A 21,431-nucleotide genomic window follows, 5' to 3' on the forward strand; every position below is an offset into this window, starting at 1 on the left:
GGGTTCTGTCTGAAATTAACGAATTAATTCGACATGAATCAAACGGCTGTCGGCGCGCCCGCGATCGTCCACCGCACGGACCCGGTATCTACCCGGCCTTGTTGGCCGCCAGTCGAGCGGCACTTTGCTGGCACTGCTGCCGAGGAAGATATCGTCGATAAACCAGTAGACGCTGCTGCTGTCGGCATCCGTCACCGCGCTGAAGCTGATTTTGTCACGCCCCTGCTGCGACTGGCGCAGCGTATAGGTGATGTTTTTCTGCGGCGAGGTGATGCGCGGCGCGTCGCCCCCCACGGCGCCCTGCTGGCACTGCGTAGCGGGCGGCTGGCGTTTCGGTAACCCTGCCAGCGCGAAAACGTTCGCCAGGTCAGAGGGCCAGAACTCAAACACCTCAACGCGGGTCTGCTGCGGATCCCACGGCGCGCAGGCCACCTCGCCGCTGTGATTATCGATGCGCAGCGGGCGGTAAACCGTGTCGACTTTGATCGGCGATTTGCCGGGAATAAACCAGCTGCGCCCGCGCTGCTGGCACCACTGCGTCGGCAGGTTGCCGCTCGGCAGGCAGATCTCCACCCTTTTTAGCTGCGGCGGGAAACGGTGCTGCGGCTCTTTCAGCTGTGGGTAGCTCGCCACCACGCTGTCGATGATATTGAAAAACAGCGGTGCGGCCGCTTCCACCCCAACAAAGGCCTCATTGCCCTGCCCGGCAAAATTACCCTGCCACACCACCAGCACGTACGGACCGAAAATCCCGACGCTCCACGCATCGCGGAATCCCCAGGAAGTGCCGGTTTTCCAGTACACCGGCAGCGACGAGGGCCGCTGTGCCAGGGTGTCACCCGGGCGACGGTGCTGGCGCAGAATATCCAGCGTCATAAAGCTGGCCTCTTCACTCAGCAGGCGGAAGGCTGGCGGCACAGGCGCCTGCTCGCGCATGCGCAGGTCGCGCAGTTCGCCACGGTTTGCCAGCATCGCGTACAGCTTAGCCAGCTCCTGCGCCGTCACTTCCCCGCCGCCGAGCACCAGCGAAAGACCATAATGTTTTTCACTCGCCATATTGCTGACGCCGGCCAGCTGCAGGAACTGATAGAAGCTGGGCTGGCGCAGCTGCGAGGCGATAGCCACCGCCGGAATATTGCGGCTGAAGTTCAGTGCATCGGTGGCGGTGACCGGGCCGAGAAAGCGGCGGTCAAAATTCTCGGGCGCATAGCTGCCAAATGATGATGGCACGTCCTTCAGCACCGTCATCGGGTGCAGTACGCCCTGCTCCATGCCCAGCGCGTAGATAAACGGCTTCAGTGCCGAGCCCGGAGAACGTTTGGCGGTGGTGCCGTTAACCTGCCCCTGAATCTGCCGGTTGTAATAATCCGCCGAGCCGACCAGCGCACGTACTCCCATATCACGCGTATCCACCAGCAGTACCGCGCTGTTATGAATGCCGCGGCTCTGATTGCGGCGGATAAACGCCCGCACCTGCTGCTCCACCAGCCGCTGCAGCCCGGCATCGAGCGTGGTGTCGACGCGCGGCAGACGTTCGCCGTTTTGCAGTTGCTCAATAAAATGCGGCGCGATAAACGGCAGATCCTGCGGCTGGCGCAGCGCCAGCGGCAGGCTGAACAGCGCTCGCTGGCTGGCATCCGTCGCATAATGCTGCTGCCAGCGCTGGAACAGGCGGTTGCGGGCCTGCATCAGCGGCGGGCTGACTTCATCACTGCGCGGATTGATGCGCAGGCTCGGCGACTGCGGCAATACCGCCAGGGTCAGGGCTTCGGCCAGCGTCAGCTGAGACGGCGGTTTAGCAAAATAGATCAGGCTGGCGGCGCCGATGCTTTCGATGTTGCGGCCATAGGGCGCGGCGTTGAGATACGCTTCGAGGATATCGTGTTTGGAGTAGCTCAGCTCGAGCTGCACGGCGCGCAGCACCTGCAGCAGCTTGCCGCCGGGCGAACGGGTATTGAGCTGCCAGTGCATACGCGCCAGCTGCATGGTGATGGTGGAGCCGCCCTGAAGCCGCCCGCCCGCCACATAGCTGCGCCAGAAACCGCGCACCAGACTCAGGGGATTAAAACCGGGGTTGACCCAGAACCAGCGGTCCTCATGCAGCAGCAGCCCACGTACTGCCAGCGGAGAAACCTGCTCCAGCGGCGTCCACTGTCGATAGCGGTCGTCGCTGGCTAGCGAGAGGCGCAGCAGCGTGCCGTGGCGATCATACCAGGCGGTAGAAAGCGGGATGCCCTGCGAAAGCGGCGGGTGTGGCCACAGACGAAAACCGATCAGCAGCAGCGCCAGGAGTCCCAGCGCTGCTGCCAGATTTTGCAGCAGGCGTTTCATCGTGACGCTGCAGACGCTGCTTCAGCCGCCACCACCTCGATTTTCCCCTGCGCCGCCGACATCGCCTGAATGTCGCGATCGTACATCGCTTCACCATAGGCCGGCGGGATGGTGAAGCTGCCGGTGTTGGTGGCTTTGATCTGGTAGACAAACTCCTGCAGATCTTTCGTCGCGCTGCCGTAAATAATGACCCGGTCTTCGCGAATATCGCTGTAGTCCGGCGACCAGGTGGAGCCATTGGCCGCCAGCGGAGACTGCCAGGTGGAAGAGGCTTCCTCCGACGGCTCTTCAGCGTCGTTTTCCGGCGCGGGTGGCGTTTGCTGCACCACCTCAAAACCGCCCGGCAGCAGGTCGACTATCGCCAGGTTACTCAGCGCCTGGTTTGCATTGGCGCGGATCTTGAGGCGTACGTTAATCGTCTGCCCCAGCGTCACCTTGCTGACCTCTTTGCCTGCGGCATCGGTGTAATCCCGGCTAATCTCCAGCCCTTTCGCCACCGCCTGCTGCGGTGCAGCCAGATCGTAACCTGCCTGTGTAACCACGTACCAGGCCGGTGCATCGCCCTGATTACTGAACTGCACGGCGCTGGCCGCCGCAGTGAACTGCCCCTGCGCAAAGCGGCCCTGCAGCGTGGAGATCAGCTGCGGTACTTTACTGCCGCGGGCCTGCTGGCTAATGCTCAGCGCGGCCGGATCGTTCTGCTGCGCCACCTGTGCGGAGTAGCTCTCCAGCGCCAGAATGCTCATCGCGGCAGAGAAGGTGGTGTAGCGCTGTTCACGCAGCGCCTGCACCATATTTTCCAGCACCTGCGGCGGCACGGCGGAGATGCTCTCCGGGAAGTGGCGGGTAATCAGATACAGCCGCGTGGCGTCCGTCACCAGCGGATCGTAGTAGTTATTGGTCCACCAGCTGTTATCCCAGGATTTGCTCAGCGCCTGCCAGGTCGGCTGCAGCAGGCGGTTGGCTTCCTCATCGGCTTTCAGTAACTTCCACGACGAGGCCAGGTAGAGCGCGCTAAGATCGCTGCTCCAGCTCTGCGGGAAGCGTTTTTGCAGCGTCTCCTGAACGGAGGCCAGCGCGCTGGTCGTGATTTCGCCCTGGCGCGTCAGCAGATAGACCGCCCAGGCACGCAGACGCAGGTGATAGAGATCTTCATAACCGCTGGCCGCCAGAGTGCGCAGCGCCACGTTAGCCTCATCCAGCATCCCGTTGGGCAGCGGATAACCTGCAGCGCGGGCTTCCAGCAGATACTGCACCACGTATGGCGTCACAAACGGGTCGACCTGCGGTGAAGCCATCCACAGACCAATTCCGCCGTCAGCGTTCTGGCGTGAGCGCAGCACGTCGAGAATGCCCTTCAGCTGCTGACGCACTTTATCTGCATCCAGCGCGCCGCGCAGTTCCGGGTGCTCGCTCTGCAACAGCAGCGGGATCGACTGGCTGACAATCTGTTCGGAGCAGTAGTACGGGTAGTCAGCCAGATAGCTGGCTAATCCACGGGTCAGCACCAGCGGCGAGTTCGACACTGCGGCCTGACGCTGGGCGTAAGCGCCAAACATCTGGCGCAGGTTGTCGACCTGCTGGCTGCTGCCGTTCATGCGCCCCATCACCGTCTGGATGCGGAACGGCATCGCCGGGCGTACCGAGGTGCTGATGGTGCGGCGGCTGGTTTTGTCGCCGAAGCTGGCGCTGAACTGCAGCGGTGCATCGCCCAGTTCGGCTTTGGCCCGCAGGCGGAAACTCACCATGCCTTCATGTTTGGCGGCCAGGCTCAGCGACTGCTGCGCGCTGCCGACCACTTCCAGCTGCGGCGGTGGCGTAAGCTGAACCGCAATCGGCAGCGGCTCTGCGCTCTGGCCGTTAAGGTTGTTGCTCACCCCAACGCTGACGTCAAACTCATCGCCCGGCGCCACCATCGACGGCACGTTCGGCGTCAGGATAAAGTCATCACGCACGGTAGTGGCGGTCTGCGCTTTACCGATTTTATCCGGCGTCACCGAAATCGCCATCACGCGGATTTTGCCATTGAAGTAGTCCGGCAGCGGATAGGTAAACTGCCTGATGCCGTTGACTTCGGCGATCCCGGACCAGTAAGCCACCGGTTTATCACGCTTGCGCTTGAACGGGTTGAGGTGCAGATCCATCCCTTCCGCCCCGTCACCGCCTGGTGCGGAGGTCAGCGACATCAGTTTGCTGAACTCCGGCAGGATCAGGTCGAGGATCTGTGAGCTTTCCACGCTCAGTTCGCGCTTGCGGAAGAAGTAGTCGAGCGGATCGGTCAGGCGATAGCGCGCCACCTGCAGGATCCCTTCATCCACCGCAAACACCGCCACCTGCTGTGGGCCATCGGTTTTGACATCAATGGTCAGGTCCTGCCCCGGCTTCAGCAACTCAGGGCTGGTCAGGGTCAGGGTGTTTTTGCGCGCCGCATTGCTGATTTTGAACGGCATCACGCCATAGCTCAGCGGGCTCATAAAGATCTCGTCGGAGTTGATATCACGCACAAACTGCACGTTGATATAGGCGTTACCTTCCAGCTCAGACGGAATGCGGATCTTCTGCACCGAGTTAGTGGTGGTGGTATGGAACCACTGCCAGCTGTAGACACGGTCTTTCTCGATGGTGATTAGCCCACTGCCGGTGTATGGCGCACTGATCGCCACTTCGATCTCATCACCTGGCAGATACAGGGCACGATCCAGCTTCATCTTCAGCTCGGCATTGCGATCCAGCGAGCGCGTCAGGTTCGCTTCCCCTGCCACGCTATAGGCGATGCGGTTGAGCACTTCCCCTTTCGCATCCTGCACCACCAGCACGTAGTCGCCGGGCTTGTCGGTCGCCAGCGCCAGGCTATGGCCGCTGGCAGGCAGATCGAGCGCGATCTCAGAAACCGGGATCTCTTTCAGCTTCGACTGGTATTTATACACGCCGGATTCCTGTCGCGTCAGCACCGACAGATATTTCTGCTGCAGCAGCTGCAGCTTCAGGCCGCTGAGCGCAATGGTATCCAGCGCCGGATTAATGGCGATCAGGTTAACGTTGCGTAGCGCATTCTGACGGATATAACCCAGGTCGCCATCGGCCTTCGCGCCGATCAAATAATCATATGGCGAGACCAGCGTGCGGGCGGTCGCAGCCACCGAGCGACCGCTGCCCGCGACAAAGGCTTCGGACAGCAGCTGCAGCTGATAAGTTGACTCGCCCCATGCGCTGAGATCGAGCTTGATGGCCGCCTGGCCTTTGTCATCGGTGGTGCTCTCTTCCAGCTCGGTCTCATAGCCGTCGCTGGCGGATCGCGCTTCATAGAAGGCGTAATCGGCATAGCGATCGAAGGCCGGATAGACCGGGCGCAGAGTCAGTTTTGACGCCACGCGCAGCTTCTGCGCCGGGGTACCAAACAGATTCTGCACGTCGATACTGGCCTTCAGTTGGTCCGGCTTCACCCAGCCCTGCTGCTGGTCTGGCGTCAGCGTCAGCTTAACCTTCAGCGGGTCCGGCTCGAACTCTTTGACGTTGACCGAGGTGCTGCCAAGCAGGCGCGTAGAGTCTTCATCCTTGCCCGGCAGATAGAGGTAGATATTCCATTCGCCGGTCGGCGCGTTTTCTGCCGTGGTAAAGCTCAGCTCGTTGAAGCCGCTCGCCGTCAGCGTCAGCGGCACGGTGCGCATCAGCTTGTCGCGTGGGTCATGAATTTCTGCCCGCACGGGCACCCCCGTCACCAGGACGGCCCAGTCGGCGGCACGGGTAATCAGGCCGATATTAAAGGTATCGCCAGGGCGGTAAACGCCGCGGTCAGAAAACAGATAGCTGCTGAGCGTGCGCTTGTCGTCAGGCGTGGCATCACCGTAGACGTCAAAGCGGGAAAAATCGAGGCCGCGATCGTTGTCGCGCCCGGTCGGCAGGAAGGAGACATCCCCCTCTTTTTCCACCAGGAACATCACCGGCTGGCGCTCGTTGGTGTAAACCTCCAGCGACGGGAAGCTGACGTGACCATCACTGCCGGTGACGCGGCTCATTATCTTCTCACCGTTTTTCGCCACCACCGATACCTGCGCGCCCGCAACCGGCTCGCCGCTGCCTATCGACTGCACGAACAGATCGCGAGTCTTATCCTGCGAGCGCTTGGCAATAATGCCCAGATCGGTCACCACCACAAAGCGTGAATCACCCACACTCTCTGCGGCAGCGTCCTCCTCCTGGTACTCATCTTCTGCAGGTTGCTGATCCTTCTGACCCGGTGTCCACTGCGATAAGGTCAGCAGGAAAATGCCGCGATGCGATTTGGCGTCAGTCGAGAGGTAGCGCGACAGATCAACGCCCTGATAGCTCACCTCCCCCGGGTGACTATTATTGACCGCCGTCTGGTAGCGGAAGTGCTCGGTAAAGTATTCATCGTTCAGACGATTGAAATCGGCCGAAGCGAATTCACGACTTTTGAACGAAACGATGTGCTGTAGCTGGCTGGGGATCACGCGTTTGATATCAACCCGCAGGCCCGGCACGTTGCGCGCGGCCACGCTGATGCGCTTATCCCCCTTCACGGACAGCAGGGATCCCTCGGCGGCGAAGCGCAGCAGCTGCGGATAGTCCGGCACCTGCACCACGCGCCAGACTTTTTCCGGCATTTTGTAGCCGCCGCTGGAGGTCATGGCGGCATTAACTTCCACCAGCAGCCAACGGTGCGCCGGGGCATCAAATTTAAAGCTGAACTGCGGCTGATAGCTCTCTTCCGTATCGTTCAGGCTGAGCGGCAGCCGGGCTGATTGGTTGATAACCGCCTGATCGACCTCCTGCTGATCCCAGTCCGTCTCTTCCTCATCAGGATGGCGCGGATCGTGCTGCGGCAGCAGCCACACCCGAACCGCTTTATTAATATCGCTATCGCGCACCGCATCGCTAAAGGAGAGGATCAGCGCGCGCTCGCCCTGGCTGCCCGCTTTATCGACCACCATCGCGCTGATATCGCTGACGCTCAGGCTGTAGAGGTTCGGCACCGTCACCCAGGCTTCAGCTTTGCGCCCGGCGTCATTGCCGGGATGCGAGGACTTCACGCTGCCGTTAACCTTGAGATGCACAAAGCCACCGTGATCCATCGGCTGCAGCGGCGCAGAGCGCACCCAGGCGTTCAGTTTCTTTTCATCCCAGGTGACGCTGAATTTTAGCGGCTGCTCAGATTGACCTTTGGCACTGGTCAGCCCGAGCGACAGCTGTTTCTCCACGCTCTGCACATCGGCAGGCGCGTTAAATTTAATATTGAAGATGGCGCTGTGCTGGCTGCTGTCCTGCGGATCCTGATAATACTCGGTAGAAGCCACCTGATAGTCGAAGGCCGGGGTGCTGAAGTGGTAGTCCGTTTTATCGATGCGGATCTGGGGCGCCAGCAGGGTTTCCGGTTTGAGGGTGACATCGTAGCCCGCGCCCAGTGGCAGCGGCTGCTCTGGGGTAAAGGTCAGCGTCCAGGCATTCTGCCACTGCCAGCCGCCCTTCAGGGCCGGTTTCAGGGTTATGCCGTCAGTGACGGTTTTGCCCACCCGCGTGACCGGGGCCACCGACTGATTAAAGCGCAGCGTGAGGGTTTGCACTGCGGGTTTTGCCTGGCTGTAATCCACGGCAGAGGGGTCGACGGCGCTGACCTGGCTATGCTGAACGGCCAGCGGCGCAACCTCAATGGGTTTTGGCCGGTTCTGCCACTCGTGCCAGCCATAGAAGGCCGCAGCAGCCATCGCCACCAGCAGCAGCAGGCTGGCGGTAATGGCTTTAGGATGGCGGTTCACGCCCTGCTCCAGCCGCTGGAAGCCGTTTTTCAGCGGGGCAACCCAGACGGGAGCGCGCCAGTTAACCTCGCCCAGCAGCGGGCGCAAAATTCGCCCCAGTAAACGCAGCAGCAGGCAGATCAGCCAGCACAGCGCATTGACCAGGATAAAAGGCAGGCGGAGCAGAAACTTGAGCACATCCATCGGTGAGAACCTTCCGTGTAACAAAACTGGTCAAAGAGTAATTGTTTATCCGTGCAATATCTATCTGCGACAGCAACATTTTGCCGGATTTGAGCGCCTGCTCTGAATGCAGTGATTTACCCTTGTGATAGCGCATGAAATGGCTGAAACTCAGCTTCATATTTTGACTGACTGCGAGGCCGCTATGACGACTCTTTCTCTGTTTGTTTCCGCTGACTGGCTGGCGGAGCATCTCGATGATGACAATGTGCAGATTCTGGATGCGCGCATGTTGCCGCCAGGCCAGGAGAAAACCCGCGACCTCAGCGCTGAGTACCGGGCAGCACACCTGCCGGATGCGCCGCTTTTTGATATTGAAGCGCTGTCCGACCACACCAGCCCCTACCCACATATGATGCCGCGCGGTGAAACCTTCGCCGTGGCGATGCGTGAGCTGGGCGTGAACAGCGATAAACATCTGGTGGTCTACGATGAGGGCAATCTGTTTTCCGCCCCGCGCGCCTGGTGGATGCTGCGCTATTTCGGCGTCTCTCAGGTGTCGATTCTCGCCGGAGGCCTGGCAGGCTGGAAGCAGGCAGAGCTGCCGCTGGCCAGCGGTGCGGTTGAACTGCCGGAAGGCGAGTTTGAAGTGGCACCGGGTGAAGGCGAGATTAAGCGCATCACCGATGTTCTGCTGGTCAGCCATGAAGGTGGCGCGCAGATCGTTGACGCCCGCGCCGCCAATCGTTTCCACGGTGAAGTGGACGAGCCGCGCCCTGGCCTGCTGCGTGGCAGAATTCCGGGCAGCCTGAACGTACCGTGGAACTCACTGGTGAGCGAAGGACGCTTAAAACCGACGCAAGAGCTGGGTGAGATTTTCAGCCAGCAGGGGGTGGATCTGTCGCAGCCGGTGATAGCCAGCTGTGGTTCCGGGGTAACGGCGGTCGTGGTGATTCTGGCACTGACCAGCCTGGGCGTGAAAAACGTAGCGCTGTATGACGGTTCCTGGGGCGAATGGGGCACGCGCCAGGATCTGCCGCGGGTGAATGATTCAATTCAGGGCTGACCGGAGCGGGTCGATTGAAAAAGAGGATCGACCCCTACTCGTAGGGGCGGACCCTCTTTTTCGGTTCGCCCGCAACATCCCCGTATTTCAATCGATATTCTTCACTTTAAAATCACGCAGGAAACTGCCCCAGCGCCGCTCGTAAAACGGGGTGATATGGGCAATAAAGAAGTGGCTGATGCCCTTCTCCCCTTCTACCACGTGACAGATATCAATCGGTTCATCTTCCAGCAGCGTATCCGTTGCCACGCTGCCCGCCGCCTGAATAATCGCCCCGACGTCGCCATCGGCTTCAATACCAATCAGCAGGTTCGCCGGCTGATCCGCACGCTCTTTGATATGCGCGAGATAGGCGCGGCGCACTGACTTGTATTTGGCAAACAGCTGGGTCAGCGAATCCACCATCTGTGCTGGCGGCTCAGCGATCTCCGACAGCAGCAGCGCCGTGCCGCCCTCAAGCACCGTCTGCTGGCTCAGCGCATTACTGTCATCACCCAGCAGATGGGCGATTTCGCGCGGTGAAAACTCTTTGCCGGTCGGCAATTTCGGATTGAGGAACAGCGCCTCTCCGAGGGTCATTTCAAACAGGGTACGCACCGGCATCACCAGGTAAGCCTGCTCACCGCTGACGGCCTGCTCCAGCGCTTCTGCTGACGTAAAGAACGGGATAATGCTGGTGCCGTCCTCTTTTTCCCAGTGCTGCAGATCCACCGGCGTGCTGGCATCAATCGCCTGCCCGGATTGCGCACTTTCCCCCGGCACCACCACGCTGGCATCCAGCAGCAGCGAGAAAAACTCCGGGCGGTGCGCCGGTTCCGTAGCGGCCAGTTTCAGCACTTCTTCCAGGCGCGAATTAAGATCGTTCATTGAGATATTCCAGAATAAGAAGCGGGCGGACCGAAAAAGAGGGTCCGCCCCTACAATAACCAGATAATTGCAATCCGTAGGGGCCGATCCTCTTTTTCGATCGGCCCTTTTAATTACGCCCGGCTTAACAGCAGATTAGCGACGGTGCGCACGCCCAGCCCGGTAGCACCGGCGGACCACTGGTCCACTGCGCCTTTGCGGTAGGTCGCGGAGCAGTCGATGTGCAGCCAGCCCTGCTTATAGTCAGTGACAAAGTGCGACAGGAAAGCCGCCGCAGTGCTGGCACCGGCCGAGTGCGCGGGGCTGGCGATGTTATTCAGATCGGCGAAGTTTGACGGCAGATGGCTGCGGTGGAACTCAGCCAGCGGCAGGCGCCAGAACGGCTCGTTCTCCCCTTTTGCACTGCTCATCAGGGAGTCAGACAGCGCATCGTCGAAGCTGAACAGCGCGTGATAGTCGTTACCCAGTGCCGTTTTCGCCGCGCCGGTCAGCGTAGCGGCATCAATGATCAGCTCAGGCGTTAAGGCGCTGGCGTCGATCAGACCATCGGCGAGCACCAGGCGACCTTCGGCATCGGTGTTCATCACTTCAACGGTTTTGCCATTGCGGTAGTGAATGATATCGCCCAGCTTAAAGGCATTGCCGCTAACCATATTGTCCGCGCAGCACAGGATCAGCTTCACGCGCTTTTTTAGACCGCGGCTGATAGCCAGCGCCAGGGCGCCGGTCAGGGTGGCGGCACCGCCCATGTCGGACTTCATCGAGTCCATAAAGGCGCTCTGCTTCAGGCTGTAGCCGCCGGTATCAAAGGTGATGCCTTTACCCACCAGGCAGGCATAAACCGGGGTGTCATCGCTGCCGCCCGGGTTGTAATCCAGCGTCAGCAGTACCGGGCTACGCGTGGAACCCCGGCCAACCGTGTGCAGACCCATATACTTTTGCGCTTTGAGATCGTCGCCTTTAATAATGCGGTAGCTGACGTCGTCGCAGGCAACGGCGCACAGCAGATCGATGGCGCGCGTGGCCAGCTGCTCCGGGCCGAGCTCTTCCGCCGGCAGGTTAATGGTGTCGCGCACCCAGTCAATCGCCTTCAGGCGGCTGTTCAGCTCTTTCTGGTCAGCCTCGCTCAGCGCAGCCCACTGCACTTCGCGCTCGCCTTTCGGGCTTTTATAGCCCTGCCAGAATGCCCAGCTGCTTTCCAGATCCCAGCCGTCGCCGCTCAGGCTGACGTGGCGAATGCCCTGGCCGTCAAGCTTACGCGCCGCGCGCTGGATGGTGACCAGCGGATCGCTGCCGGTCAGGTGGATTGTCATGCCCGCGTCATTGCTGCTGAGGGTGGCTTTTTCGCCCCAGCGTGGGTCGGCTGCTGCCGTGGACAGGGTAATGTTCATCGGGGTGGTCATCGCATGGCTCCTTACCATTTTTGTCTTGTGGACCGGGTCTGCCCGGCCTCTGCGATCTGTCGCGCAGACGGATGCTATTCGAATTTGATGAGTCAGACTAACAGAAATATGTCAGGGATGTTTTCGTCAGGTGCTCTGAGCGGCGGCACCAATGCAAAACGGGCCAGAAAATTTCCGGCCCGCTCTCTGCGTCACAATAAGTCAGTTTAGCTGCTCTGCGCGACACCGTTGGTTTTAAAGGCTTTCCACTCCGGCGACAGCTCACGCAGGCGGGCGATAGACTTCTGCACCAGCGCAATAGCGTAATCCACTTCTTCTTCGCTGGTGAAGCGGCCAAGCGAGAAGCGGATGGAGCTGTGCGCGAGTTCGTCATCCAGGCCAATTGCGCGCAGCACGTAAGAGGGTTCCATGCTGGCGGAGGTGCAGGCCGAACCGGTCGATACCGCCAGATCTTTCAGCGCCATGATCAGCGACTCACCGTCAACGTAGCGGAAGCCGACGTTAAGAATATTGGCCGCGCCGTGCTCCAGCGAGCCGTTAAGCTGCACCTGCTCAATGCGGTTCAGCCCGGCCCACAGGCGGCTGCGCAGTGCGCCGAGGCGCGCCATCTCAACGCTCATCTCTTCTCTGGCAATGCGATAGGCTTCGCCCATGCCAACAATCTGATGCACCGGCAGCGTGCCGGAACGCATGCCGCGCTCGTGCCCGCCACCGTGGATCTGTGCTTCGAGACGCACGCGCGGCTTGCGGCTAACGTACAGCGCGCCGATCCCTTTTGGGCCGTAGATTTTATGGGCGGAGAACGACATCAGATCGACGTTCAACTGGCTGAGATCGATTGGCAGCTTACCGACGCTCTGGGTGGCATCAACGTGGAAGATAATCCCGCGTTCGCGGCACAGGTCGCCAATGGTGGCGATATCCTGCACCACGCCGATCTCGTTATTCACGTGCATGATCGATACCAGCACGGTGTCATCGCGCAGGGCAGCCTGCAGCTGTTTAAGATCCAGAGTACCATCGGCCTGCGGGTCGAGATAGGTCACGCTGAAGCCTTCACGCTCCAGCTGCGCGCAGGTATCGAGCACGGCTTTGTGTTCGGTGGTGCAGGTAACGATGTGGCGGCCTTTTTCCTGATGGAAGGTGGCAGCGCCTTTAATGGCCAGGTTGTTGGCTTCGGTCGCGCCGGAGGTAAAGACGATTTCACGCGGGTCAGCGCCAACCAGCTCAGCAATCTGGTTACGGGCGATATCCACCGCCTCTTCAGACTGCCAGCCAAAACGGTGTGAACGGGAAGCCGGATTGCCGAAGGTGCCGTCCATTGTCAGGAACTGCATCATCTTGGCCGCCACGCGGGGATCGGCTGGCGTGGTGGCAGAATAATCCAGATAAATCGGTAATTTCATTGCTGATTAGGCTCCGGGAGGTTGTGGTCTCCGTCCTGCTGCGCCCTGAAATTCTGACGGCTGCAGAAATGAATAAAAGGCCCGGCAGGCCTTTTATTTATCTCCGGTGGCGAGAAAGAACCTCACCCGGGCTGCGATCAGGCGCGCAGATTGACGTTAATTGTTTCCTGCATACGGCCATTTGGCGCACGACGGATTTCATTGCTGTTCTGGCGGTCAGCCACATCCAGGATCTCCTGGTTGTTAACCAGTTCAGCCAGCGTGATGTTGTTGAGGAAGTCGCTGATGCGCTCGCTCAGGTCACGCCACAGGACGTGAGTCAGGCAGCGTTCTCCGCCCTGGCAGCCTTCTTTGCCCTGGCACTTGGTGGCATCAACCGATTCGTCAACGGCGGTGATCACCGCACCCACAGCGATAGCATCGGAGGCTTTACCCAGCAGATAACCACCGCCCGGACCCCGTACGCTTGCCACCAGACCGTTCTTGCGCAGACGGGAGAACAGCTGCTCAAGATAAGAGAGGGAGATGCCCTGACGCTCTGAAATATCCGCTAAAGGCACCGGGCCTTCGTGAGAGTGCAGTGCAACGTCGAGCATAGCGGTAACAGCATAACGGCCTTTGGATGTCAGTCTCATGGCGTAAACGACCTCGGTTGTAACCCTGGATGGGCGTTAACAAATTATGGACGCAAGTCTGACATTCCTGACTAAATTGGTCAAGTATTTAACCTACTAAAACAGTCAACTATTTAACCAAGTAATTCACTCAAGTATTATGCTGTTATTTTCATCGCCACTCTCCCCTTACTCGCCCTGCTTCTTCTCGATGGATGAGAGCATTCCGCGCAGGATATTCAGCTCGTCACGCTCCGGGCGGGCGCGGGTAAACAGACGGCGCATTTTGCTCATCACCTGGCCCGGGCTGGCTTCGCGGATAAAGCCGCTGCCGATCATCATCTTTTCCATATGCTGATAGAAGCGCTCAAGGTCATCAACCAGCGGATAGGGCGACTCGACGGCCTCGGTCTGCTCCGTTTCCAGCGACTGCAGGTACGCCATGCGCACCTCATAGGTGATAACCTGCACGGCCATCGCCAGGTTGAGCGAGCTGTAGTCCGGGTTCGCGGCAATCGCGACGTGGTAGTGACACTTCTGCAGCTCTTCATTGGTCAGCCCAACGCGCTCGCGGCCAAACACCAGCGCTACCGGCGCCTGCTGGCCCTCTGCGACGCTTTTCAGCCCGCATTCACGCGGGTCAAGCATCGGCCACGGCAGCGAACGCGAACGGGCGCTGGTGCCGACGACCAAGCTACAGCCGGCAATAGCTTCATCAAAGGTATCAACAATTTTGGCATCGCCAATCACATCGCTGGCACCGGCGGCGAGCGCAATGGCCTGCGAGTCCGGTTTTACCAGCGGGTTGACCAGATAAAGGTTGGTTAAGCCCATGGTTTTCATGGCACGGGCCACGGAGCCCATGTTGCCAGTGTGAGAGGTTTCAACCAGCACAATTCGGATATTTTGCAGCATAAGGATTGGGGTCTGCTCGCGGTCTGAGAGATAATTTGAAGATGCTAACATATTTTCAGGACATTTGCCGTTATGCCCTGCTATACTACGCGCCGTTTTATATCAGATTAAATGATATACCGTTCTTTAACATCCAGTGAGACGAAACTTATATGCATCCAATGCTCAACATTGCCGTGCGCGCTGCGCGCAAGGCCGGAAACGTAATTGCTAAGCACTATGAAACCCCGGACTCCGTCGAAGCCACCCAGAAGGGCAGCAACGACTTCGTGACCAATGTTGACCGTGAAGCGGAACGCCAGATTATTGAAGTGATCCGCAAATCTTACCCACAGCACACCATCATCTCAGAAGAGAGCGGTGAACTGCCGGGCGAAGACCAGGATGTACAATGGGTTATCGATCCACTGGATGGCACCACCAACTACATCAAACGCCTGCCACACTTCTGTGTTTCTATCGCCGTGCGCATCAAAGGCCGCACCGAAGTCGCCGTGGTTTACGACCCAATGCGTAATGAACTGTTCAGCGCCGTACGCGGTCAGGGCGCTCAGCTCAACGGCTACCGTCTGCGCGGCGGCAGCGCTCGCGATCTGGATGGCACCATCCTGGCGACCGGTTTCCCGTTCAAGCTGAAGCAGCACGCAACCCCTTACATCAACATCGTTGGCAAACTGTTCACCCAGTGTGCAGACTTCCGTCGCACCGGTTCTGCTGCGCTGGATCTTGCCTACGTTGCCGCCGGTCGCGTAGATGGTTACTTCGAGATTGGCCTGAAGCCATGGGATTTCGCTGCCGGTGAACTGCTGGTGCGTGAAGCGGGTAGCCTGGTGACTGACTTCACCGGCGGGCACGGCTATATGCTGTCTGGCAACATCGTGGCGGGCAATCCGCGCGTGGTGAAAGCGATGCTGGCGAATATGCGCGACGAACTGAGCGAAGCGCTGAAGCGTTAATTGCTATCGTTGCCCTGGCATTCCTGAACGGGCCGATCGAAAAAAATGATCGGCCCCTACAGGGGTTGACCGCTTTTCTGGTCAACCCTTTTTTAATATCGGATCAGCGTAAAAACATCGGGCGAATCCCGCCGGATATCGCAGGCTGCGCACTCAGCCACAGCATTACCCCCGCCATGACCAGCAACACGCCCCCCAGCAGCGCCAGCGAATTGACCGCCACCGTCTGCCATCCCTGCGCGGAAGCGCCTTTGCTCAGACGCAGCGCCAGCGCGCGTGACATCTGCACCACCAGCGCCATCGCCGACACCGTCAGCGCCGTTCCCAGCGCCATCACAATGGCGGATAACACCCCCCAGGCATAAACCCCAATCACTTTGGCAAACAGCAGCATCATGATCGCCCCGGAACACGGGCGCAGCCCCATCGACAGCACCACCGCCGCTTTGGTTTTCCAGCCCACCGCCTGCGCCAGCATCGCGCTATCCGGCACGTGCTGATGGCCGCAGCCACACTGCTCACTGTGCTGATGATCCGCCGTGACAATACGCCTGATGCTCAACCCTCGCCTTGCTGGTTTTAGTGCGGCCCATAACTTTTTACCTGCGCGCCAGCACAGCCATAAGCCCAGCCCGCTCACCAGCAGATAGCTGCCCTTCTCCAGCCAGTCGCTGCTGAGATGCAGCTGGCGCGAGGAGAGTTGCAGCACCACCAGCATCACCGTGACCAGCAGGATCGCCACCGCCCCCTGTACCACCGCGGCCGCCAGCGTCAACTGCAGGCTGGTTTTCAGTTTAGTGGGATGGGTAGCGAGAAAGGTGGCAATCACCACTTTACCGTGCCCGGGGCCGAGGGCGTGCAGCACGCCGTACAGCAGGCTAAAGCCCATCAGCGCCAGCCCTGCCTGATGTGGATGGCTGGCGACCTGCTGCAGCAGCGCGGTCATCTGTTGATGCAGGCTTTTCTGCCACAGAATGCTCTGCAACAGGATCTGCGGCCAGAAGTGCCACACCAGCAGGCCCGTAGCGATGACGATTAGCGTCAGCAGATACAGCGGCCATGCCCGCCAGCTGCCGTGTGCTTGCGCCCTGAGCATGTTTACTGGCATATCAAAGTCACCGTCTGGGCAAACTGACGGCCGAGGTCCATCTCTTCCGCCGGGGCATCGGCTTTATCCAGCGACAGTGCGTAAGCCTGCATGGAGGCATCCGGCTGCGGGGTTTGCAGCTGGAACCTGCACTGTGCAGCCAGCTCGGGCGGGACGATCAGTGATTTTTCGGAGTCGTAATACATATCTACAAAGTACGTTGGGTCAAAAGTCGAAAAGAGATAGCGCTGGCCTTTCAGCGGCTGCGGATGCGCCAGCGGCAGGATAAACTCCAGCACCGCTTTATGTCCCTGCCGTGACAGATGGTATTCCGGCGGCAGATTATCAAACTTTACCGGCTGTTTCTGGTGCCAGAACTCGCTGAAATAGTGCTGGCCAAGCACGTTCGCCATCACTTCCGCCGCCAGCTTTTTCCACACCACCGAGTCGGGCTTTGCCTCACCGGCGTCATACAGCAGGTCGGCCGAGGTAATTTCATCCATCACCCAGCGCATTTTCAGCCCGGTGAGCTGGTCACCCTGATGGACCAGCGTGGTCTGCATAGCGATAAAGCTGTGCGGATGTGCCAAAACAGCGGGCGAAAATCCTGCAGCCAGCCACAGCAGGCCAGCCTTCAAAGTGTTATAACGTAACAAATTAAACCCCACAGCACCGTTTGTCGATTAATTTTGTGACCTGTCTTAAAAGCTCTGAATAAAAGCGCGCGGATTTGTCACAAACCGCGCGGCGCGGGCTATTCTTAGCGCAATCAATTGTCACTGGAATCGCAGATGATGAGTGCATACTCACCAGAAATTTCTGTCCTCTCCAGTCCGCAGCGCCGCTGTCACCTGCTTTTGATGCTCTGCCTTCCTGAACCCATTGTCACGCTGGAGTCGGTTTGTCAGCTGAACGCAGTTGATCCTGCCATTGCCCGGCAAGATATAGCGGAGGTCGCGCTGGAAATCCAGCGTTATCACCGTCTTGCCATTGAGCAGGACGGCCAAAGGTTGCGCATCCAGGGGACGCAGCTCGACCAGCGGCTGTGCCTGCTGCATAGCCTGCGCCGCACGCTGCGGCTGTCACCCGACTTCGCCCACGGCTATTTTGCCAGCGCGCTGCGCCGCCAGCTGCAGGCCATCACGGTCGATAAAGCCCTGTACGACGAACATAATCTCAGCGCGCTGGTTCAGCACTGTGCGCTCTACCTCGCGCGCGATTTCAGCGGGCGCGACGGCTCTTTTTTACAGCTGGTTTTTCAGTATTCACTCGCACACCGCTGCCCGACAGACTTTACCCCCCAGCAGCAGCGGTGGCTGCGCGAAAAGAGAGAGTACCCGCTGGCCGAAAATATTGTCCACTGCTGGCAGAAGCGCGGTTATCAGCCCATGCCCGGCGACCCGGCGCTGCTGGCCTTAATGTTCAGCCAGCTGCATATTCCGCTACCTGAGCACTGCCAGCGGGAAAACGAGTGGCAGCTGCTGCAGGCGGTTGAACAGCTTATTCAGCGCTTCCAGGCGCTTTCCGGCATGCGCTTCAGCAACGAGGCCGGGCTCAGCGCGCAGCTCTACACCCATCTGGCCCAGGCGGTGGAACGCACGCATTTTGCTATCGGCATCGATCACTCGCTGGTGGATGATGTGGCGCAGCAGTATCCGCGCCTGTTGCGCACCACGCGTGAAGCGATAGCCGACTTTGAGCAGCACTACGGGCTGCAGTTTTCCGATGAGGAGATGGGGCTGATTGCGATTATCTTTGGCGCATGGCTGATGCAGGAGAGCGCGCTGCAGGAGAAACAGGTGCTGCTGCTCACCGGCCATGACCGCGATCTGGAGCGTCAGGTAGAACAGCAGCTGCGCGAGCTGACGCTGCTGCCGCTGACTATCAAATATCAGGATGTCGCCGACTTCCAGCGCCACAGCGCGCCAAAAGGCATTGCGCTGGTGATCACCCCTTATGCCACGCCGCTGCCGCTCTACTCACCGCCGCTGATCCACGCCGAGCTGCCGTTGGGCGAACACCAGCAGCACAGTATCCGCGCGCTGCTGGAGTCATAATCAGGCCACTTTCGGCCGCAGGAACAGTGCCGGCACCACCAGCAGCGCCATCACCCAGAACACCCCGCCCTGCAGATGCTGGAACAGCACGCCGCACACCATCGTCATCAGGGCAATTCCGCCGCCCATCGCCAGCGCCGAGTACACCGACTGCAGGCGGATCACCTCGCCCCCTTCCCGCGCCGCGATAAAGCGCATTGCCGCGAGGTGGCAGACGGTGAAGCTGCCGCAGTGCAGGATCTGTGCGAGGATCAGCCAGCCCAGTTCGGTGGAGGAAGCCAGCAAACTCCAGCGCACGATGGCGCAAATGCCCGAGAGCAGCAGCAGGTCGCGCGCGCGCCAGCGGCGGAACAGACGGTTGCTGGAAGCGAACACCACCACCTCAGCCACCACCCCCAGCGACCACAGATAGCCAATCACGCTCGACGAATAGCCCGCTTCCTGCCAGTAGATCGCGCTGAAGCCATAATAGGCGGCATGCGCTCCCTGCATCAGCGTCACGCACAGCAGGAAGCGCCAGACGGCATTCTCACTCAGCATCTGCTTCCACTGCGCCCAGCCCGCATGGCTTAGCTGCTTCTGCGCACCCAGTGGCATGACCGCCGGGCGCAGCATCATGCCGCCGAGCATCGCGATACAGCCCGCGCACAGCAGCAGCAGAATGGCGTGATAAGAGAAGATATTGACCAGCACGCCGGTTAACGCGGAGCTGATGACAAACGCCAGCGATCCCCACAGCCTGACCGGGCCATAGGGCAGCGCGATCTGCCGCTGCCAGGTGGCGGCCAGCGCATCGCTCAGCGGCACCAGCGGCGAGAAGAACAGGTTAAAGCCGACCATCACCAGCAGCAGCCACAGCCACTCGGCCCCCAGCCAGAAGCCCAGCGCAAACAGCAGCGTCAGCGATGCCAGCAGGCGTAGCGCACTGACCAGGCGGGAAGGATTGGTGACGCGGGAAGCGATGAGCAGGCTGCCAGCAAAGCGGGCAATCATGCCGCAGCCGAGCAGCAGACCGATTTTTTCGGGTGCCAGGCCACTCTCTTTCAGCCATACCCCCCAGAAAGGCAGATAGACACCATAGGCGAAAAAGTAGGTGAAGTAGCTTAATCCAAGCCAGTAGGTGGAGCGTATCGTCATTTTCCCTCCGACAAAGTGGAGGCTAATGTACACCGTTGCTGCGGACAAAAAAATAACGGGACACTTTCGTGTCCCGTTATTGTCATAACGCTCTCAAAATCGAGAAGTTATCAGGCGTAAACCGGGAAGCGTGCACACATTTCCAGCACCTGCTTCTTCACGCGCTCGCTCACGCCTTCATCATTGATATTATCGAGAATATCGCTGATCCAGCCGGCCAGCTCGCGCACTTCCGCTTCTTTGAAGCCGCGGCGCGTCACAGCCGGGGAGCCGATGCGGATACCGGAGGTGACGAACGGGCTTTTCGGATCGTTCGGCACGCTGTTTTTGTTAACGGTGATGTTGGCACGGCCCAGCGCGGCGTCCGCTTCTTTACCGGTCAGGTTCTTGTCAACCAGGTCCAGCAGGAACAGGTGGTTATGCGTACCGCCGGAAACCACGTTGTAACCGCGTGCCAGGAACACTTCCACCATCGCTTTGGCGTTTTTCGCGACCTGCTGCTGGTAGGTTTTAAACTCAGGTTCCATCGCTTCTTTGAACGCGACGGCCTTACCGGCAATCACATGCATCAGCGGGCCGCCCTGGCCGCCAGGGAAGACAGCAGAGTTCAGCTTCTTATACAGATCTTCGTCACCGCCCTGCGCCAGGATCAGGCCACCACGTGGACCCGCCAGGGTTTTGTGAGTGGTGGACGTCACGATGTGCGCATGAGGAACCGGGTTAGGGTAAACGTCCGCAGCAATCAGACCGGCAACGTGCGCCATATCAACAAACAGGTAAGCGCCAACGGTGTCAGCGATTTCACGCATTTTTGCCCAGTCGCACACGCCAGAGTAGGCAGAGAAACCGCCCACGATCATTTTCGGCTTATGCTTCTGCGCCAGTTCGGCCAGCTCGTTATAGTCAATTTTGCCGGTTTCGTCGATGCCGTAAGGGATCACGTTGTACAGTTTGCCAGACAGGTTAACCGGGGAACCGTGAGTCAGGTGGCCACCGTGTGCCAGGTTCATCCCCAGAATGGTGTCGCCCGGCTGCAGCAGCGCGGTGTAGACCGCGAAGTTAGCCTGGGAACCGGAGTGCGGCTGGACGTTGGCATAGTCAGCCCCGAACAGCGCTTTGGCACGGTCAATAGCCAACTGCTCAACGATATCCACGTACTCGCAGCCACCGTAGTAGCGCTTGCCCGGATAGCCTTCAGCGTATTTGTTGGTCAGCTGCGATCCCTGAGCCTGCATCACGCGTGGGCTGGTGTAGTTTTCTGAAGCAATCAGCTCAATGTGCTCTTCCTGACGCACTTTCTCCTGCTCCATCGCCTGCCACAACTCGGCATCGTAATCGGCAATGTTCATTTCACGCTTTAACATCTGCATCTCCTGACTCGACTGACTATCAACAATAAATGATGGGCAACAGTTTAAACTGTTTAGCACCCTGTTGAATAGCGTCAAGACTGCCTTTTTACGCAAACGATTGGCTTGCTGTCTGGCAAGGGTTTGTTACGCTTTTTGTCATTTCCTGACAGCGGAGTTTTCCTCATCTGCCTGTTGCGGATTTTTCACCACCACCACCCGCTCCCTGTGGATAAATAACCATCATCATAAAAGGTGTATTTACAATGCATCTCCCAAATTATAAGATGCATTTAAAATACATGTT

General features: G+C 59.3%; 14 protein-coding genes. 3 read left to right on the forward strand and 11 right to left on the reverse strand.

Translation table 11 applies throughout. The annotated features are described in order from the left end of the window. Positions 1-15 precede the first annotated feature (15 nt). Together pbpC and J2Y91_RS02055 are read right to left on the reverse strand one after the other, a co-directional pair. Positions 16-2,331 (reverse strand): penicillin-binding protein 1C, encoded by a 2,316-nt coding sequence (gene pbpC / locus J2Y91_RS02050; protein ID WP_253536941.1) that lies wholly within the window; start codon positions 2,329-2,331, stop codon positions 16-18. Further along, positions 2,328-8,288, reverse strand: a complete 5,961-nt coding sequence (locus J2Y91_RS02055; RefSeq protein ID WP_253536944.1) for an alpha-2-macroglobulin family protein — start codon at positions 8,286-8,288, stop codon at positions 2,328-2,330. Before J2Y91_RS02055 ends, pbpC begins: the two co-directional genes overlap by 4 nt. 184 nt (positions 8,289-8,472) lie before the next feature. On the opposite strand from J2Y91_RS02055, the gene sseA reads away from it, so the two are divergent. Further along, positions 8,473-9,333 carry a 3-mercaptopyruvate sulfurtransferase gene (sseA, locus tag J2Y91_RS02060; RefSeq protein ID WP_253536947.1) on the forward strand — a complete coding sequence of 287 codons (861 nt, stop codon included), beginning with the start codon at positions 8,473-8,475 and terminating at the stop codon, positions 9,331-9,333. Positions 9,334-9,420: 87 nt separating this feature from the next. Here the strand turns inward: sseA and sseB are convergent, their stop codons facing one another. The 5 genes from sseB to trmJ form a co-directional block, all read right to left on the reverse strand. Further along, positions 9,421-10,200, reverse strand: a complete 780-nt coding sequence (sseB, locus tag J2Y91_RS02065; protein ID WP_253536950.1) for an enhanced serine sensitivity protein SseB — start codon at positions 10,198-10,200, stop codon at positions 9,421-9,423. Between the two features lie 113 nt (positions 10,201-10,313). Then, a complete protein-coding gene (pepB, locus tag J2Y91_RS02070) occupies positions 10,314-11,603 on the reverse strand; it encodes an aminopeptidase PepB (protein WP_133623058.1) in 1,290 nt (429 codons plus the stop codon). A 206-nt stretch (positions 11,604-11,809) separates the two neighbouring features. Continuing rightward, on the reverse strand, positions 11,810-13,009 hold the full coding sequence (locus tag J2Y91_RS02075) for an IscS subfamily cysteine desulfurase (RefSeq protein WP_133623057.1): 1,200 nt from the start codon (positions 13,007-13,009) through the stop codon (positions 11,810-11,812). 137 nt (positions 13,010-13,146) lie between these two features. Then, positions 13,147-13,644 carry a Fe-S cluster assembly transcriptional regulator IscR gene (iscR, locus tag J2Y91_RS02080; protein WP_048915166.1) on the reverse strand — a complete coding sequence of 166 codons (498 nt, stop codon included), beginning with the start codon at positions 13,642-13,644 and terminating at the stop codon, positions 13,147-13,149. Positions 13,645-13,812: 168 nt separating this feature from the next. Further along, a complete protein-coding gene (trmJ, locus tag J2Y91_RS02085) occupies positions 13,813-14,538 on the reverse strand; it encodes a tRNA (cytosine(32)/uridine(32)-2'-O)-methyltransferase TrmJ (RefSeq protein WP_133625027.1) in 726 nt (241 codons plus the stop codon). A 152-nt stretch (positions 14,539-14,690) separates the two neighbouring features. Here trmJ and suhB point away from each other — a divergent pair, with 152 nt between their 5' ends. Further along, positions 14,691-15,494, forward strand: a complete 804-nt coding sequence (suhB, locus tag J2Y91_RS02090; protein ID WP_048915164.1) for an inositol-1-monophosphatase — start codon at positions 14,691-14,693, stop codon at positions 15,492-15,494. Positions 15,495-15,597: 103 nt separating this feature from the next. Here suhB and J2Y91_RS02095 read toward each other — a convergent pair whose 3' ends face one another. Both J2Y91_RS02095 and J2Y91_RS02100 read right to left on the reverse strand, forming a co-directional pair. Beyond that, a complete protein-coding gene (locus J2Y91_RS02095) occupies positions 15,598-16,602 on the reverse strand; it encodes a nickel/cobalt transporter (protein WP_133623056.1) in 1,005 nt (334 codons plus the stop codon). After that, complete coding sequence (locus tag J2Y91_RS02100) at positions 16,593-17,237, reverse strand: DUF1007 family protein (RefSeq protein WP_133623055.1); 645 nt, start codon at positions 17,235-17,237, stop codon at positions 16,593-16,595. The genes J2Y91_RS02095 and J2Y91_RS02100 overlap by 10 nt, the downstream gene beginning before the upstream one ends. Before the next feature lie 135 nt (positions 17,238-17,372). Between J2Y91_RS02100 and csiE the strand changes: the two genes are divergently transcribed. Continuing rightward, positions 17,373-18,638 (forward strand): stationary phase inducible protein CsiE, encoded by a 1,266-nt coding sequence (gene csiE, locus J2Y91_RS02105; RefSeq protein ID WP_133623054.1) that lies wholly within the window; start codon positions 17,373-17,375, stop codon positions 18,636-18,638. Here the strand turns inward: csiE and J2Y91_RS02110 are convergent, their stop codons facing one another. After that, complete coding sequence (locus J2Y91_RS02110; protein WP_133623053.1) at positions 18,639-19,775, reverse strand: 3-phenylpropionate MFS transporter; 1,137 nt, start codon at positions 19,773-19,775, stop codon at positions 18,639-18,641. A 110-nt stretch (positions 19,776-19,885) separates the two neighbouring features. After that, the gene (gene glyA, locus J2Y91_RS02115) at positions 19,886-21,139 is read right to left on the reverse strand and encodes a serine hydroxymethyltransferase (protein ID WP_133623052.1); all 1,254 of its coding nucleotides are present in this window, start codon (positions 21,137-21,139) and stop codon (positions 19,886-19,888) included. Positions 21,140-21,431 lie beyond the last annotated feature (292 nt).

Source organism: Erwinia aphidicola (assembly GCF_024169515.1).
Taxonomy (GTDB): domain Bacteria; phylum Pseudomonadota; class Gammaproteobacteria; order Enterobacterales; family Enterobacteriaceae; genus Erwinia; species Erwinia aphidicola.